The following is a 15,636-nucleotide window of genomic DNA, read 5'->3' as shown; positions in this document are numbered from 1 at the left end:
CTCATTAGTGTAGAAGAATTAGCCAGCGTTTGGGTAATCTTGGAGAGGAAATTAGGTTAACCCAAGAGACTCCCCGCTGCCCGAGCCATATTAGCCGGATTAAAGGCATCCAAAGCCGCCGTGGGTTCATAGCCGCAATGTACCATGCAATCACGACATTTGGGATTGCCACTGTCCCGCCCGTAGTTGTCCCAATTTGTTTCGTCTAAAAGCTCCTTATAGGTTTGGTAATGCCCTTCATTCAGCAAGTAGCAGGGTTTTTGCCAGCCCAGGACACTGTAACTCGGCATTCCCCAAGGGGTACATTCATAATCCTTCTCACCAATCAGGAAGTCTAAAAACAGGGGATTATGGTTGAAATTCCATTTTTTCTGCCCGGAGTACAACGGAGCCAGAATTTCTCGGAAAAGTTGCTTGGTCTGGTCCCGCTTGAGAAAATGCTCCTGATCTGGGGCCCACTCATAGGCGTAGCCCGGGGAAATCATCATCCCATCCACACCCAAGGTCGAAACAAAGTCAAAGAACTTTTGCATTTCGGCCACGTTGGCCCCTTCAAAAATGGTCGTGTTGGTGGTGACCCGGAACCCTTTGGCTTTGGCGGCTTTAATCGCTTGGACGGCCGTATCAAAAACCCCCTCGCGATCCACACATTTGTCATGCCACTCTCGCAGGCCATCCAGGTGAATACTAAAGGTCAAATAGGGGGAAGGTTGGAATCGATGCAGATTTTTTTCCAGCAGAATCCCATTACTACAGAGATAGACAAACTTCCGCCGCGCCACCAGGCCAGCGACAATTTCATCAATTTGGGGATGGAGCAAGGGTTCGCCCCCAGGAATGGCCACCACCGGCGCGCCACATTCTTCGGCCGCATGGAAACATTCTTCCGGAGTAAGTTGTTTGCGAAGGATTTCATTGGGGTGTTGGATTTTGCCACAACCCGTGCAGGCCAAATTGCAGCGAAACAAGGGTTCGAGCATTAAGGTGAGGGGAAAACGCTTTTGGCCCTGGAATCGTTTGGAAATAATATATGTGGCAATTTCTACGGCTTGCTTAATCGTGACACCCATGGATCCGTGCTCCTCCACCCTTTCAGGTCAGAACTAGTTGGCAAAATTTGCAAATGTTCACATTGCTTAAATATAGTATCCTGACGCTTAATCTGAATAGCCGGGCAACTGTCCCAACAGGTTTGCGAACTGGCACACTACTCTAGTTAATTTTTTCGTCCCACCCCCTAGCCAAGTTCCCCCCAGATCGCTATAATTCGATTCAATCGGGATAACTGGATTATGCCACCCGTTCTGGTTTTTGGAGATTATGGTGACGGGGTAAGGTTTTGTTTAGACTCCGGGCCTGGGTTAGAGACTCCTAGGTAAAGCCATAAAAATTTGGAACTGTAACCTCTTGACTTGTCACCACTGACACTTGCTACAGCTTCCTTAACAGATTTATCTGGACATCGCTGTTGGGCTGGCTTTTAGGCCTGGACTTTCTTAGCTTTTGCTGACTCGCAATTCCCCCAAAGCATTATTAGGTAGATCATTTCCAAGCCACGGACTTGGCCTGGTTGACGGCAACGATCATCACCCCATTGATCCAGACTCAGAACCTAGCAGCCAGTTGTGTAGCGTTAACAGTCTCGCTTTCCCAGTCATCCCTGGCTTTTTCCCCATCGTGCAGGAAAATCTTAATGTCGAAACAAATTATTATTGCGGAACAGCATCGCCTGGCCGCTGTGATTTCAGAAGATCAAATTCAAGAACTCATTGTTGCCTCAGGTAGTTATCAAATTAGTGATGTTTACCTGGGGATTGTCGAAAACGTCTTGCCCGGGATTGATGCCGCCTTTATCAACCTTGGAGATGCCACCCAAAACGGATTTATTCATGTTACAGATCTCGGCCCCTTACGGTTACGGCGGTCGGCGGGGGCAATTACAGAACTGCTAACTCCCCAGCAAAAAGTGCTTGTCCAGGTGATGAAGGAACCCACGGGCAATAAGGGACCCAGGCTGACGGGGAACATTTCCTTACCGGGGCGGTACTTAGTCCTGATGCCCTTTGGACGCGGGGTTAACCTGTCACGGCGGATTCTTAGTGAAGCAGAACGGCATCGCTTACGGGCTTTAGCTATTTTGGTTAAACCTGCGGGGATGGGATTACTCGTTCGCACAGAAGCAGAAGGCGTGGCCGAGGAGGCGATTCTTGAGGATCTAGAGGCTCTCCAACGGCAATGGGAAACGATTCAGCAACAGGCCCAATCCACCAGGGCCCCAGCCTTATTGGGACGGGATGATGACTTTGTCCAGCGGGTTTTACGGGATGTCTATAGCTCTGATGTCAACCGGATTGTGGTGGATGTGCCGGAGAGTGTCAAGCGGGTCAAGCAAAACCTGATGGCCTGGAACGAAAGTAAGTTACCCGTGGGGGTGTTAATTGACTACCACCAAGAAGCGATTCCGATTTTGGACTATTTCCGAGTCAATGCGGCCATTCGCGAAGCCTTAAAGCCACGAGTGGACTTGCCTTCCGGGGGATATGTGATTATTGAGCCAACGGAGGCCTTAACGGTTATTGATGTCAACTCTGGCTCCTTTACTCGTTCAGCAACGGCTCGGGAAACGGTGTTGTGGACAAACTGTGAGGCCGCGACAGAAATTGCCCGCCAACTCAAGCTGCGGAACTTGGCCGGGGTGATCATTGTTGACTTCATTGATATGGATACCCGCCGGGATCAGTTGCAGCTTTTGGAGCATTTTAGTAAGGCACTGCGGGCTGATAAAGCACGTCCTCAAATTGCCCAACTGTCAGAACTGGGCCTGGTGGAGTTAACCCGCAAACGCCAAGGGCAAAATATTTATGAGTTGTTTGGTCGTCCTTGTCGTAGTTGTGGGGGCTTAGGCCATTTAGTCCATTTACCCGGCTATCCCGATGACAGTCCTGGGGAAATTGTCGAGCGGGTCATTCCACCGCGGATTATTGAGACTCGATCCCGTCCCCTAGAGGTGCAAAACCGTCCAGAATTAGGCAGTGGGAATGGGATTGAATTGCAATTAACAAACCACCCTGGCTACCAAGAAGTATCCAGTTCCCGGCGGCGATCAACACGGCCTCGGGTTAGTAATGGCATCAGCTCTCCCCCAGGCCAGGCCCCAACCCCATCTCGGAGCTTGCCCCGTCGCGGCCGCCCAGACTCTACTCCGCCCCTAGATGTGACGGCCACGGTGGCTAAAACAGCCCGGACTGAGGCCGCACCCGCGACAACATCCCGGATTGTCCTGCCAGAGACTCCCCGCAGCGAAACTGGTAGCCGTCCGAGTCGGAAACCCACCCCCCGCCCCCGCACCATTGAGCCGCCTGAACATATTAATGTGACGATGACAACGGTTGAGCAGGATGTTTACGCTTTGATGGGAATTTCACCCCTTGTGCTCTACACCGGAGATGTTAAATCCCCTCGTAACACAATTGTCTCTGTTGCCGCCCCAGGCCAGGCCCCAGTTCCCCCCCCAGCCATCAGCCGAGCCGCTATTCCCGGCCAACGGGGAGAGGAGCCAGCCAGTGGTTATGCCCCTGAAGAAGTGGCCTCTCAGGAATTTCATGATGCCGTTAAGTCTCCTCTGGAGAGCCTGTCAGTGGTGGAGCCAGCCGTTATGAACCCAGCATTAGATGTGATGCTACCCCAGGCCCTGGAGACTGAATCAGCCCCAATTATTGAAACATCCCTTGAATCTGAAACACCGGAAAGTTTGGCCGTAGGAGTCAGGCGGCGGCGGCGGCGAACCACTGGGGGGGATGAACAGCTTTCTTTCGGAACTGAGATTCGCTAGTTGCGAGAGCCTCAAGTTTTAACGTTGACAGATGGTCAGCACGGTAGCAAAGGGACATCGTCTTGTTTAGGTGTCCCTCATTTTGCTTAATAAAGGTATTAGTCTATGGGTTGATGCGCCTTACTCCTTGTCCAGTACCCGTTATAGGGTTACTCATTTAGGGCCCTTATTGGGATCAGTCAGAAAATCCTTTCTAGGCGCAGTCCTTTTAAGATTTTGACTCTCTCAGAACAGTTTGCGTAACGCTATAGAACGTTACCTATTTAGGGTTAGGCATGGGCTAATAAGCAAGGAAATTACTCGACAATAAACTTAATGAAATGGGCTGTAATTAAGATTAGAGGGCATCTCTACCAGCATGAGGAGCTCGCATATCTTCAAGGGTAAGGTTAGGTTTATCCGTGTAAACTGAGCTAAGTAATAACTCTAGAACTTGAGCTTGGCGAGCACTTGCAATGGCTTGATGGGTAATCAACTCACCCACGTTCAAAATCACATTATCCTGTTGATCAAGAATCACTCGGCTTACGGCCCGGCCAAGAGCACCTTGAATCCGTTTTTTCTCAATTGCTTCAGTTCCCATCTCCTGTATCTCTTTAGCCGAATCTTTGATTTGACTCCAGAGACCTTTCGCCCCCGATTGCAGAGTCTCACCCGTGTTTTCACCAGTGGACTTGAGGCGATCTCCAGCTTCAGTCATAAATTGACCAGCCTGATCTCGCATTGCACCTTGAGTCGTCAAACCAACCGCCTCGAGTAATTCCTTTTCTTTGCCCGTAACTTTAGCTTGCTCAATGATCAGTTCGGTGACAATTTGACCTGGAGCCGTAATAATTGAACCTTCTTTGGCCCGGACAAACTGCTGGCTTCGTCGTCCTTGGGCCTGCTCAACTGTAAAACCAGCCACCGCATGGACAACCTGTTCGGTTAACTCCTGAACTTTATCACCAGTGCCTTGAGCCGTTTCTTGTACCTTATCTGTAACAGTCTGCATGGCTCCTCTAATGCCACCCACTTGCTCTTCCATCAATTGAGCCGTCTGAGTCGGGACAAAAGCAACATCTCGACCAATTTTCAAGGTTTGCAACGCAGGCACAAATGAACGTCCAGAATAGGTATCGGCAAATAATCCTCCAGAAACCTCATAGCCCTCTACCTGTCCTGTTTTCTCATCAAAATAAAGGTCAACAATAACGCCTAAATCATGGCCATCAACAGTAAGAATTCGAGTCCCGTTGAGAATATTATTCCGTTCCATTACATAATGAATTTCGGGAATTTCTTTGGCAGCTACAATGGTACTTTTAGAGGGTGTAATCACGGCATCGGGGCCAATGACCTGCACGTCCTTTAGCAATAAAATTTGAGTCGATGAAAACCACTTGGACTCATTAACAAGAAATCCCAAGAGTTGATTACTGTTCTGATCAAAAATTAAGTCTTCAATCTTATCAAACTTTTCACCTGATTCGTAACAAACCAAGGGCTTACCGATAAAATCTCTACCCTTATACATTTCTAGTACTCCTATCAATTAAGGTCGTGATCGAATCATGTAGATTGATTAGAATGCGGATGAAGGTTGATCGAATCTTTAGGGATTTAGCTGCTGTTGGGGCTGATCATTGAGCTTATTATCTAGACCGATGCCAGTAATAAGATTGATTGCTCCAGCATATTCTAGGTATCCCAAGGCTGCAATTGTCAAAATAAGAGTTATTCCTGCAAACCAATTACCATTTGACTGTTTACCTACGAGTCTTGGCATATTTTTCTCTTCAATGGTTTCAAATTTGACCGATTACTCGATCAAGTGGCTATATAAGTAAGCGTGACATAGAGATGCTTGAAATTAGGTATTAGGTGGGGATTAAAATGTATGAGTTAATTGATTTTAAAGACAGGATTCAAGAGTTTCTAAGCAGGTAAAAGATGAGTGTATGAAAGGGCCTGTTCAAGAAATACAGCAATCTTACCTGAGTCAAGAACGATTCAAGGCTGTGACTCCAGCAAAACCAATACCCCATGGTCCAAATTCCATCAGGATTGCGATAGAGATATCGGGAATTACGATTACTGCACAACTACAACAACCCAAAATACTCCATCAACCAGTAGGGTGCTGCCCACTGCCCCAATAAACCCCCACCAGGCCAGGGATTGTCGCCGCTGGAGATTGACGGCAAAAAAGGGAGCCAGGGTCAGACCCACGAGGATTAAAACCAAGAGCATGGCCCAGAACTGACCGTTAAAAGTTTGAACCTGAATGACCGCATCTTGAAAAATTCCCATGACCAGATCTGGGGCGGCTTCCACCCGCATCACCGACCGCCAGTGGGGGATCACATCAATAAGATAGAAATATAAATCTGTAATTGCCGTTCCCAATAGTGAACCCAGGTAGAATAATCCCCCAATTTTTAACTGCCCCCGCCATAGGAGCCAGGTCACGAGGGGAACAGCAAACGCTTCAATGGGTAAATGCCAGAGGGGTTCCCACCGCAACCAGCCCCAATAGACGGAGCCTGCTAACCAGCAACAGCTAAACCCGAAAAGTAAATCCCCCCAGGCCGGCCCCCGTTTTGAGAGGATCAACCACCCAGCCAATCCCCACAAGAGCGGTGTCAAACCCAAGCTTACCCAAGGATAAAGCCGGACAAGGGGGGCCTGGAAAAACACGGGAATTGAGACTAAGAAACCCGCCACGGCCATCAGTAAGCGGGGATGATAGGCAAGAGAGCCATCCAGGCCTGGGCGGAGCGGGGTAGCTAGAGAAGCGGCAGAAATTAGGGCAGACAAGGTATTCAGCACTGAAGGGGGTAAATGATGAGAGAATATTAACTTTTGTATATACTTACCCTAAGTTATCACAGAGTTAAATGTCTAAATAGGCTATCCCCCCCAGGGGTATTTAAACTTAATACTTTAATTTGAGTTTTTGCAAATATGTTTGAATTTAGCTGGCTCCAAGCGATCATTTTGGGTCTTGTCCAGGGTATTACAGAGTTTCTGCCCATTAGCAGTACCGCCCACCTGATCATTTTTACGGATATTTTTGGCTGGAAAAATGTCTGGAGTAAGCCGGCCTTGGATGCCATTCAATTTGGCAGTGTCGTGGCCGTGTTCTGGTATTTCTGGGGGGATATTCGGCAAGTCTTGGCGGGTGCGTGGCAGGCCTGGCAAGGAAAAAATTGGCAAATTGAGGAGTGGAAAATTTTTATTGGGATTGTCATTGGCACAATTCCGGCCTTGGGGATGGGCTTTCTCCTCAAAAAAATCGGGATAGACCTAGAATCTCCAGTGCTGATTGCAGTCATGGCTTTAGTGATGGCGGCCTTACTCGGCCTGGCCGAACAGGTTGGAAAACGCCAACGGGATTTTGATCACCTGGAGGTGTCTGATGGTGTTCTGGTTGGCCTGGGACAAACCATTGCGCTCTTACCAGGGGCTTCCCGCTCCGGCTCAACCCTGACAACAGCCCTCTTCTTAGGACTTAAACGAGATACAGCAGCCCGCTTTTCCTTTCTCTTAGGGATTCCGACTCTCACCATTGCCACGCTTGTCCAGGCCAGGGATGTCCTTCAAGAAACGGCGATGGCGGTTCCCCTCCTGGTGGGAATTATTTCCTCCTTTATTTTTTCCTACCTTTCCATTGCCTGGCTTTTACAATATCTGCGGAAGAAATCGGCCTGGGTCTTTGTTTGGTATCGGTTTGGGCTGGGAATTGCCCTCTTGCTGTCTGTTGGCCTGGGGTGGTTGCGGGGGTAATAGGGAGGATCAAGAATTTCGCGCAGCCCATGGCATCTCAGGGTGGGGGTGTTGGGTTGCGCCATTAAGGCTGGGATGGGGAGAGGTTAACAACTTAAAGAGTATTGGGACAAAACCGTCTGCCTAAGGCAATAGTTGAGTTCAAAGGCGCAGGAATGATTTTAATCCGCTAAATGCCTGACTTATAAAGTCTGACTTAATTTGTAGCAGCCGGCTCATTTCCGCTTCTATGGGGCAATATGCAGGAGAGGATATGATGAAAACGTTGTGGGTTTGTCCCCTGGTTAAAGCTCTTTTTCCTAACCCATCCCTCATCATGCGCTTTTCCTTTGGTTTTTCCCAGGCCCTCCTCTTAAATGCCTGCCTCACTGGCCTGGTAACGTTCACTCCTCTGGCAGGCTTGACCCAACCAGGGCAACGCTCCCTCCAAGATCAGCTTTATCAGGCCATTGGTAATCAAGACTGGGCCCAGGCCATTCGGGTCGTGGATTTAATGATCCAGGCCAATCCAAATCAAGCATCAGCCCTGCGCCAATATCGCCAAGAACTGGTTCAGATGGGCCAATTCCGCCCCACCAAGCCGCCAACCTCTGCCCCTGTGGCGACTCGGTCAACTCCTCCTAATCCTAGCCTGTTGGGTGTGGTGCAAATTCAACGCCGACAAAATGGGATTCCGGTGATTAATGTCACATTTAACCGCCGCCGTGACTTTGAAATGATGGTTGATTCTGGGGCTAGCATGACTGTGATTACGCGCCCGATGGCCAGTGCCCTCGGAATTACCCCCGCCAATATTGTTGATTACGCCATTTTTAATACGGCCAATGGTCAAGTCCGCTTGCCAATTGTTTTTGTCGGTAGTATGGATGTGGGGGGGCTGGTGACGCAACAAATTCCGGTGGCCGTGGCGGGGCCGGAAATGAGCGTGGGCCTCTTAGGGCAAGATTTCCTCCAGCGGTTTGATGTCAGTTTGCGCCGGGATCAAATTGAATTTCATTTACATCCCTAAAAGTGCTCTGGTTAACTGGGAATTGCTGGCTTTCAAGGTAAGGGTAGGAGGAGATACACCTGACCAGGCCTGGGAAAATGATGGGGAAGTTACGAAGCGGCGAAACGTTTTTTCATCACCTGTTGTCTCATATTTGGCCGACAGCTCAAGCCATAGGCAAAAAAAAGTGGCTTTATGGCAGTTTAGGGATTCTCGTAGCTGGCCTGGTGATTGGCTGCGGGCATTGGTTGGGCGCAAATGGTCTCTCCAGTCCGGTTATTACCCTATCTGGAGAAATCACACCTATTCATCAAATTCAAGGAGAGGAGCATTTTTCTCGCAAAGTTGGACAAATTGTTACCACAACTGGTATTGTCACGGGCCTGGATCAGCGGGGCTTTTATCTCCAATCTGAGCGACCTGATTCTACCCCCCGGACTTCAGAGGGACTCTTTGTATTTACGAATGTTGCCCCCACAGTCAGGCCTGGGAACCGAGTCGCGGTGCGGGGTCGCGCTCAAGAATATCAGCCAGAACAAGCCCCTGGGGAGTTGCCCTTGACCCAAATCAGTTGTCAGGGTGAAATTCAAGTCCTGAGCGAAAACCAGCCTTTACCCACTCCAATTGCCCTGAGTAACCCACCCACAGAAATTATTTATCGCCCGGCCACAAAACTGAAAAATACCCCGGTTCAACTCAATCCCCAGGCCCGGGGGCTAGACTTTTACGAATCTTTAGAAGGAATGCGGGTCACTATTCTCCAACCGCAAGTGGTCGGCCCTCAAAATTTCCGCAATCAGTTTTTTGTCGTGAGTCAAGGGGGGCAGCAGGCCACCGGCATGAACTCACGGGGCGGCATTACCATTCGAGCGTTGAGTCAGAGTCCCTATTTGGATGGTGATTTTAACCCGGAACGGATGCGGATTAACCCCAAACTCCTGAGCAAGCCCCAACAACACCCAGCCCTCCAAGTCGGAGATCGTCTCCCTAACTTAACCGGAATCCTCACCTATAACTTGGGCAACTACGAAGTTCTCCTTGACCCCAAGCAATCCCTCAAACCCATTAGTTCTCGCAACTTCATGCCGGAAACCACTCGCCTCAAAGGTGATCAGACCCATTTAACCGTAGCCACCTTCAATGTTGAAAACCTGAGTGCCCAAGAACCAGAACGGATCAACCTAGTTGCCCAGGCCATTCATCAGAATTTAAATAGCCCTGATTTGATTGCCCTCCAAGAAATTCAGGATGATAGTGGCAGCCTTGATGATGGGATTGTCAGCGCAACAAAAACGGCCCAACTGCTGGTGGAACAGATCAATCAAGAAGGTGGCCCCAGATATAACTACATAGACATTGCCCCAATCAACAATCAAGATGGTGGCCAGTCCGGTGGGAATATTCGTACCGCCTTTCTCTACAACCCCGAACGCCTAACATTGGTGAATAGTCCGAATGGCCGAGGCCAGAGTCAAACTCCCGTTCAAATTTCAACGACCGGCCTCAGTCATAATCCGGGGCGGATTCGTCCACAAGATCCGGCCTGGCGGGCGGGCCGCAAACCCCTCATTGCCCAATTCCACTGGCAGGATCAAACAATTTATGCCATCAATGTCCATCTCAAATCAAAGCGAGGTGATGAACCACTGATGGGACTGAATCAGCCACCAACCCTGGGTAGTCAGGAGATGCGGATGGCCCAAACCCAAATTTTGCAGCAATTCATTGGGGAACTTCAACAACGCCAACCCCAGGCCAGAATTATTCTCCTTGGGGATATGAATGATTTTGCCTTCTCTCTGCCTTTACAACAACTCAGCCAGACCCCGGCTAACCTCGCCAACCTGACCCAAATGCGTTTACCAGAGGTGGAGCAATACAGTTACATTTACGAAGGTAATTCCCAACAGTTAGATCACATCTGGGTCAGTCAAAATGTGGTGCAAACGAACCCAACCTCAGCGGCTGTGGATATTGTCCATCTCAACGCTGAATTTAGCCCCCAGATTAGCGATCATGACCCGGTTGTTTGTCGTTTACTTATAAATGCGGACGGAGGGACTTGAACCCACACACCTTGCAGTACTAGAACCTAAATCTAGCGCGTCTACCAATTCCGCCACGTCCGCTGATGTCTTCCCATTTTAACCCATTCACCTGAATTTTCCGTGGGCTGGAGCAAGCTAGGTTTTTGGCTCTACAAAGGAGAGATGGGCATTGGCCAAGACGGTTTTGATTTCTAAGGGGCGGGTGACTGGGCTGGGCATTAGAAAGTCGGGTTTAGGGGTGTGGAGGAGATAAACAACTTGATCCCCAGCTTGAAATTCCATATCCCCTTGAACAACCCGCACGGTCTCGGCGCGAATCCACAGCAGGGGTAAGAGCTTTTCCGACTTGACTAGGGCCAATAGATGGGCCAATTGCATATCCAGACGTTCGGCGGTCAAGGTGACTTCCCCCAGGCGGATGGAATCGGCGGTGATATACTCATTCCAATCTTTCACATTCAGGCTTTGGCTCAGGGCCGTGTCAATCCCTTGGGATAGCTCTGTGATCTCATTGCTGGGCTGATCTACCCTGGAAAATGCCGCCAAAACCCGTGGGGGCTGAAACTCTTCCCGGATCCGTTGGCTCAAGACACGATTCACTTCGGGATTACTCGTGATGGCTAAAAAGGTACCCAAATTTTCGATACCCGCCTGACGGAGAACCTCTGAGTTCAAGGCACTACTGACAAAAACCGTTAACCCCTCGGCCTGGGCTTGGTGACAATAGGTTGGATTACTGTCAATCATGACTACTAGCTCGCCCCATTGATGGAGGAGTTGCCCTAATAACCGCCCTAGAGGATTACAACCAACAATGATCACGCCACTCTTCCCGTGGGCCCGCACCTGGAGAAAGTCTGCCCAGAGTTTTGCCGTTAAGCCTTGGCCAAAGACAGTTAAGAGAATGGTCAAAAAGACAAGGGCTTTGATTGCATCTCCCCCGTTAATACCCCCATTGGTCAAACTAATCGAAAATAAAGAAGCGACGGAAGCCGCCACAATCCCCCGCGGGGCAATCCAGGCCAAAAATGCCTTTTGCTGCCATCTCAGGCCACTCTTCCAGGTTGCAACAAACACACTCAGGGGGCGGACAATAAACATCAAACATAGAACTGTACCCAGCCCTCCCCAACCCAAGGCAAACATACTGGAGACGGATAAATCTGCCGCCAACAGGACAAACAAAACAGAAATGGCCAGAGTACTCAGTTGTCCCTTAAACCGCCGTAAAACCCGCTCCCCCGGAATCTCAGCCCAGCGGAGGGTAATCCCCAACATCACCGCTGTCATTAGGCCCGACTCACTCACCAGGACTTGGGAGAGGGTAAACGTGCCCCAAACACAGGCCAAGACCAGGAGATTGCGTAATTCATCCGAGAGAAACTGGGCCTGGCGGAGAAACCAACTCAATCCCCAACCTGCTGTCCAGCCAACTAGCGTCCCAACTCCCAAGCGGATGCCTAAGCTCATCACCCCACTCCAGGGATCAAGATCATGACTGAGAACCAAATTGAGGACGACTACAGCCAAAATGGCCCCCAAGGGATCAATTAAAATCCCCTCTCCTTCCAAGATGGCCCCTAGTTTCCGCTCGGCCCCAACTTGCCGTAATAAGGGCCCGACCACCGTTGGTCCTGTCACCACGACTAAGGATCCATAGAGAACTGCAATGGGCCAGGGAAATTCCCCACTCCAATGGGCCGCTAAGGTTGCTCCCACCAAGGTAATAACTGCCCCGATGGTGACAAGATTGCGAATACTCCGGGTCACTTCCGCTTCACTGCGTTGGAGTTCGAGAGTTAACCCCCCTTCAAATAAAATCAAGGCGACAGAGAGCGGGACTAGGACTTCCAGGCCATCTCCTAAGAGTTGAGGGTGCAGCCAGTCTAAGCCACTCGGGCCAAGGCCAATCCCCACCGTCAGCAAGAGGACAATACTAGGCAACCGCAAGACACTGGCCAGGACTTGGGCCCCGATCCCAGCAACCACCGCCAAGACCACCAGCACCATAACTTGTAGGTTGTGATCCATCCAGTCACCTCCGAAATTCGGTTTTGACCTGTTGGCCTCATTTTAGGGAGTGAATTCTATTTTGTCTCCTCAAAAACATCAAAAGCCGATCAAATAAGACAGCGGCCTCTTGAGCCTAAGCTGGGCCAAGTCGGGCAATGGCCTGGTCTAGAAGGAAAGTACCCTGTTCAACGGTTTCAATTAAACAGAGTTCGCCCCGCAGATCCGCCGCGCCGCTAAATCCTTTGGCATACCAGGTAAGATGCTTCCGGGCCTGGCGAATGCCACTCAAGCCTTTGTACTCCCAAAGGGCAATCAGGTGATCACGGGCGCACTGGAGGCGTTCAATGGCAGTGGGGGTTGGTTTGGCTTGTCCGGTTTTAAGAAACTGATCAATTTCTCCCACTAGGAAGGGATAGCCCAAGGTTCCCCGCGAGCACATTACCCCATCGGCCCCTGTTTCCAGGAGGCATTGAACTGCGGCTTCAACCGAGAAAATATCGCCATTGGCAATGACGGGAATCGTCAGTTTTTCCTTAACTTTCCGGATCCACTCCCAACGGGCTGGGCCATTGTAGCCTTGGGCGCGGGTACGGCCGTGAACCGTAATCATCGCGGCTCCAGCATCCTGCATCTGTTGGGCAAAGTCGAGGATGTTAATTTCTTGATCCGTCCAACCAATCCGAGTTTTGACCGTAACCGGGACATCTACGGCCGCCACTACCGCCCGGACAATGGCCGCCGCCACCTCAGGTTGTCGCAGGAGAGAGGAACCACCGCCATTCTTGGTAATTTTATTCACCGGACAGCCCATATTGATGTCCACCGTATCGGCTCCTTCGGCAACGGCTTTTTCCGCCGCTTCTGCCAAGAAATCGGGGCGACAGTCAAATAACTGAATACTGATGGGGCGTTCTTGGGCTTCTACTTCCATGATCTGGGGCAGGTCTTTGACATAGTGCAGGCCAGTGGCATTGACCATTTCGGTATAGAGCATGGATTCTGGGGCATATCGCCGGACTAGTCGCCGGAAAACCAGGTCAGTGACTCCAGAGAGGGGGGATTGCAAGACGCGGCTATAGACAGGCAATGATCCAATCATCAGGGGAGCCGCCAGACGGGTTTTTAATTCAGGGGGAAGGGTTAGCATGACTGGGGCCTGGCAAAACTCAATGATCAAAAAAATTTAGGCTTGGTTTAGAGCAATTTCTCAAGACGGCGGCGGAGGGCATCGAGTTCGGGATTTTCAACTTCCAAGGTTTCGTAGTCAGAGAGTTCTGGATCATGATCGTGACTTTGCTCCGTTTCCCAGTCGGTTTCTGCCACATTCCGCTCTGGAGGGCTGAGGAATAAACGTTCGGCATCATTGGTCGGCATAAATCCAGCGGGAACGACTTGGCAATCATAGTCAGCGGCCTGGCAGAATTCTTCAATTTCCCGCTCATCTACACCCACAATACTGGGGGTGAGAAAATCTTGCGCTTCGAGGAGCAGGGCATAGCGGGTGGCATCATCTTCATCGGCAAACATCAGAATCAGGTTCCGATCTCCCATTTGTAAGGAGTGAATTCCTTCATTTTCAGTGCCCGGATTAAACAGCAACACATAGACTCGCATAATGGCATGAATCAATTTTTAATACTGCTTCTAGTTTACAAATGACGGGGCTGATTCAAAGAAATAGATCAGCGGCTGCCAAGTATTCTCAGGATTGAGTTGGGTTAGAGTCCTTATTATTGGAGAATATTCCAGGCCCGGCGGGGTCATGGCCCAATTTTGGCGGTTTGGCTTGCAGATGTTTCTGAGGAGGATGAAGATGTTGAACCTCAATCAAGTGGCCCAGCAAGTCACCGCCCTAGGCCAGCATTTTTACCAGGAAGCCCAGGCCCGCGCCTTAAAATTACAACTGGCCGGTGATTATCTGGCCCAGGCCCAAGGCCAAGAGACTGAATTTAGCGAGTCCCTGGCCGCCCATGAGAACCAGTTGCGGTTTACCCCGGCCTGGCCAGCAACGCCGCTCACCGAAAGAGTTACGATTCCCCCAGCTCCAGTTCAACATCGGGTTATGGCTACGGATGGCTCCCAAATTGCCCCGAGTCATCACGAAATTGCTTTTTGTTATCTAATTAACGTAGGGCGAGTGCGTTTGGACTATGGCAGCAATCTTTATCCCTTGCTGGATAGCGTGGCGGAGGTGTTCTATACTCAAGCCGAGGTTTATGCCGCCCAGGCCTGGGGAATTACACCGGCAGAATGGATGCGCCACAAACGCACACAGTTAGAAATTTTGCAATTAGTTGAACTCGCATTGGCTGATCCGGTCAATCTACCGACAGTGCTGATGCTGGATGGTTCCTTGATTCACTGGGCCTGGGAATCTTTGCCTAATGCGGCCCGGCAGGTGTTGCTAGAGCCTATTCTCCAGGCCTGGGGCCGGCTTGAAACTGCCAGAATTCCGATTGTTGGCTACCTGAGTGCTTCCCGCAGTAGTGAAACCCTGAATTACCTCCGCCTCCAGGCCTGCCCCTATCCTCTCCCCCACTGTCAAGACCATTGCCCCGCCCCAACCCGCCCACCCTGCCAAATTTTTACGGGCCTTCAGGATCCTGGCCTGTGGGAAACCCAACTATCTTCGGGTCAGCGCGGACCCCTCTGGCAAAGTCGTGCCCGCATCTTAGAGGACTATGGCCAGCAGCGAATTTTCTTTTGCTATTTCCATGTGGGGTCAGAAGTCGTGCGGGTGGAGTTTCCCCGTTGGGTCGTTGAGGATCAAACACTGTTAACCCAGGCTCTCAGTCTGACGATGGCCCAAGTGATAAAAGGCTATGGCTATCCCGTTGCCCTCGCTGAAGCCCATAATCAAGCGGTGATTCGCAGTGGGGATCGGGCCCGTTTTTTTGCCCTCTTGGAGCGAGAACTGATTAAAGCCGGCCTAAAGCAGGTTGCCCCTTCCCCGAAAGAACGTCGCAAACGCCAGAGTATTGCCTAAT

At 50.4% G+C, this 15,636-nt stretch carries 12 protein-coding genes and 1 tRNA gene; 5 read left to right on the top strand and 8 right to left on the bottom strand.

Translation table 11 applies throughout. From position 1 onward, the window contains the following. Positions 1 to 56 precede the first annotated feature (56 nt). Complete coding sequence (hpnH, locus tag SYN6312_RS11380) at positions 57 to 1,070, bottom strand: adenosyl-hopene transferase HpnH (protein ID WP_015125028.1); 1,014 nt, start codon at positions 1,068 to 1,070, stop codon at positions 57 to 59. A gap of 623 nt (positions 1,071 to 1,693) precedes the next feature. On the opposite strand from hpnH, the gene SYN6312_RS11375 reads away from it, so the two are divergent. Then, entirely contained in the window at positions 1,694 to 3,832 is a 2,139-nt protein-coding gene (locus SYN6312_RS11375) for an Rne/Rng family ribonuclease (protein WP_015125027.1), read from the top strand. Positions 3,833 to 4,169: 337 nt separating this feature from the next. Here SYN6312_RS11375 and SYN6312_RS11370 read toward each other — a convergent pair whose 3' ends face one another. The 3 genes from SYN6312_RS11370 to SYN6312_RS11365 form a co-directional block, all read right to left on the bottom strand. Next, positions 4,170 to 5,348, bottom strand: a complete 1,179-nt coding sequence (locus SYN6312_RS11370; RefSeq protein WP_015125026.1) for a PRC-barrel domain-containing protein — start codon at positions 5,346 to 5,348, stop codon at positions 4,170 to 4,172. Positions 5,349 to 5,426: 78 nt separating this feature from the next. After that, the gene (locus SYN6312_RS19860; protein WP_156804786.1) at positions 5,427 to 5,600 is read right to left on the bottom strand and encodes a hypothetical protein; all 174 of its coding nucleotides are present in this window, start codon (positions 5,598 to 5,600) and stop codon (positions 5,427 to 5,429) included. Positions 5,601 to 5,905: 305 nt separating this feature from the next. Beyond that, complete coding sequence (locus SYN6312_RS11365) at positions 5,906 to 6,631, bottom strand: DUF3120 domain-containing protein (protein WP_253276341.1); 726 nt, start codon at positions 6,629 to 6,631, stop codon at positions 5,906 to 5,908. Positions 6,632 to 6,778: 147 nt separating this feature from the next. Between SYN6312_RS11365 and SYN6312_RS11360 the strand changes: the two genes are divergently transcribed. From SYN6312_RS11360 to SYN6312_RS18980, 3 genes are all read left to right on the top strand, one after another. Continuing rightward, on the top strand, positions 6,779 to 7,600 hold the full coding sequence (locus SYN6312_RS11360) for an undecaprenyl-diphosphate phosphatase (RefSeq protein WP_015125023.1): 822 nt from the start codon (positions 6,779 to 6,781) through the stop codon (positions 7,598 to 7,600). Between the two features lie 253 nt (positions 7,601 to 7,853). After that, positions 7,854 to 8,609, top strand: a complete 756-nt coding sequence (locus SYN6312_RS11355) for a TIGR02281 family clan AA aspartic protease (protein WP_015125022.1) — start codon at positions 7,854 to 7,856, stop codon at positions 8,607 to 8,609. Between the two features lie 77 nt (positions 8,610 to 8,686). Next, positions 8,687 to 10,654 (top strand): endonuclease/exonuclease/phosphatase family protein, encoded by a 1,968-nt coding sequence (locus SYN6312_RS18980; RefSeq protein ID WP_083853519.1) that lies wholly within the window; start codon positions 8,687 to 8,689, stop codon positions 10,652 to 10,654. On the opposite strand, the gene SYN6312_RS11345 is transcribed toward SYN6312_RS18980, so the two are convergent. The 4 genes from SYN6312_RS11345 to SYN6312_RS11330 all read right to left on the bottom strand — a co-directional run bounded on the left by SYN6312_RS11345 (position 10,636) and on the right by SYN6312_RS11330 (position 14,278). Next, positions 10,636 to 10,717: transfer RNA gene (locus tag SYN6312_RS11345), tRNA-Leu, on the bottom strand. The two genes, SYN6312_RS18980 and SYN6312_RS11345, sit on opposite strands and share 19 nt — an antisense overlap. Positions 10,718 to 10,771: 54 nt before the next feature. Further along, positions 10,772 to 12,667 carry a sodium:proton antiporter gene (locus tag SYN6312_RS11340; RefSeq protein WP_015125020.1) on the bottom strand — a complete coding sequence of 632 codons (1,896 nt, stop codon included), beginning with the start codon at positions 12,665 to 12,667 and terminating at the stop codon, positions 10,772 to 10,774. Between the two features lie 115 nt (positions 12,668 to 12,782). Further along, positions 12,783 to 13,796 carry a tRNA dihydrouridine synthase DusB gene (gene dusB / locus SYN6312_RS11335; protein ID WP_015125019.1) on the bottom strand — a complete coding sequence of 338 codons (1,014 nt, stop codon included), beginning with the start codon at positions 13,794 to 13,796 and terminating at the stop codon, positions 12,783 to 12,785. A 47-nt stretch (positions 13,797 to 13,843) separates the two neighbouring features. Continuing rightward, positions 13,844 to 14,278, bottom strand: coding sequence for a DUF3110 domain-containing protein (locus tag SYN6312_RS11330; protein WP_253276340.1), 435 nt, complete (start codon positions 14,276 to 14,278; stop codon positions 13,844 to 13,846). A 184-nt stretch (positions 14,279 to 14,462) separates the two neighbouring features. Between SYN6312_RS11330 and SYN6312_RS11325 the strand changes: the two genes are divergently transcribed. Further along, on the top strand, positions 14,463 to 15,635 hold the full coding sequence (locus SYN6312_RS11325) for a DNA double-strand break repair nuclease NurA (RefSeq protein ID WP_015125017.1): 1,173 nt from the start codon (positions 14,463 to 14,465) through the stop codon (positions 15,633 to 15,635). The last annotated feature ends 1 nt before the right edge of the window (position 15,636 follow it).

The sequence above is a fragment of the Synechococcus sp. PCC 6312 genome, assembly GCF_000316685.1.
Taxonomy (GTDB): domain Bacteria; phylum Cyanobacteriota; class Cyanobacteriia; order Thermosynechococcales; family Thermosynechococcaceae; genus Pseudocalidococcus.
The sequence above is the reverse complement of the archived record's forward strand: the minus strand, read 5'-3'. Positions and strand labels throughout refer to the sequence as shown.

Bases quoted from the DNA above. Each gene is read 5' to 3' on its own strand.
- hpnH (WP_015125028.1), bottom strand. From the start codon at position 1,070: ATGGGTGTCACGATTAAGCAAGCCGTAGAAATTGCCACATATATTATT.
- SYN6312_RS11375 (WP_015125027.1), top strand. From the start codon at position 1,694: ATGTCGAAACAAATTATTATTGCGGAACAGCATCGCCTGGCCGCTGTG.
- SYN6312_RS11370 (WP_015125026.1), bottom strand. From the start codon at position 5,348: ATGTATAAGGGTAGAGATTTTATCGGTAAGCCCTTGGTTTGTTACGAA.
- SYN6312_RS19860 (WP_156804786.1), bottom strand. From the start codon at position 5,600: ATGCCAAGACTCGTAGGTAAACAGTCAAATGGTAATTGGTTTGCAGGA.
- SYN6312_RS11360 (WP_015125023.1), top strand. From the start codon at position 6,779: ATGTTTGAATTTAGCTGGCTCCAAGCGATCATTTTGGGTCTTGTCCAG.
- SYN6312_RS11355 (WP_015125022.1), top strand. From the start codon at position 7,854: ATGATGAAAACGTTGTGGGTTTGTCCCCTGGTTAAAGCTCTTTTTCCT.
- SYN6312_RS18980 (WP_083853519.1), top strand. From the start codon at position 8,687: ATGATGGGGAAGTTACGAAGCGGCGAAACGTTTTTTCATCACCTGTTG.
- SYN6312_RS11340 (WP_015125020.1), bottom strand. From the start codon at position 12,667: ATGGATCACAACCTACAAGTTATGGTGCTGGTGGTCTTGGCGGTGGTT.
- dusB (WP_015125019.1), bottom strand. From the start codon at position 13,796: ATGCTAACCCTTCCCCCTGAATTAAAAACCCGTCTGGCGGCTCCCCTG.
- SYN6312_RS11325 (WP_015125017.1), top strand. From the start codon at position 14,463: ATGTTGAACCTCAATCAAGTGGCCCAGCAAGTCACCGCCCTAGGCCAG.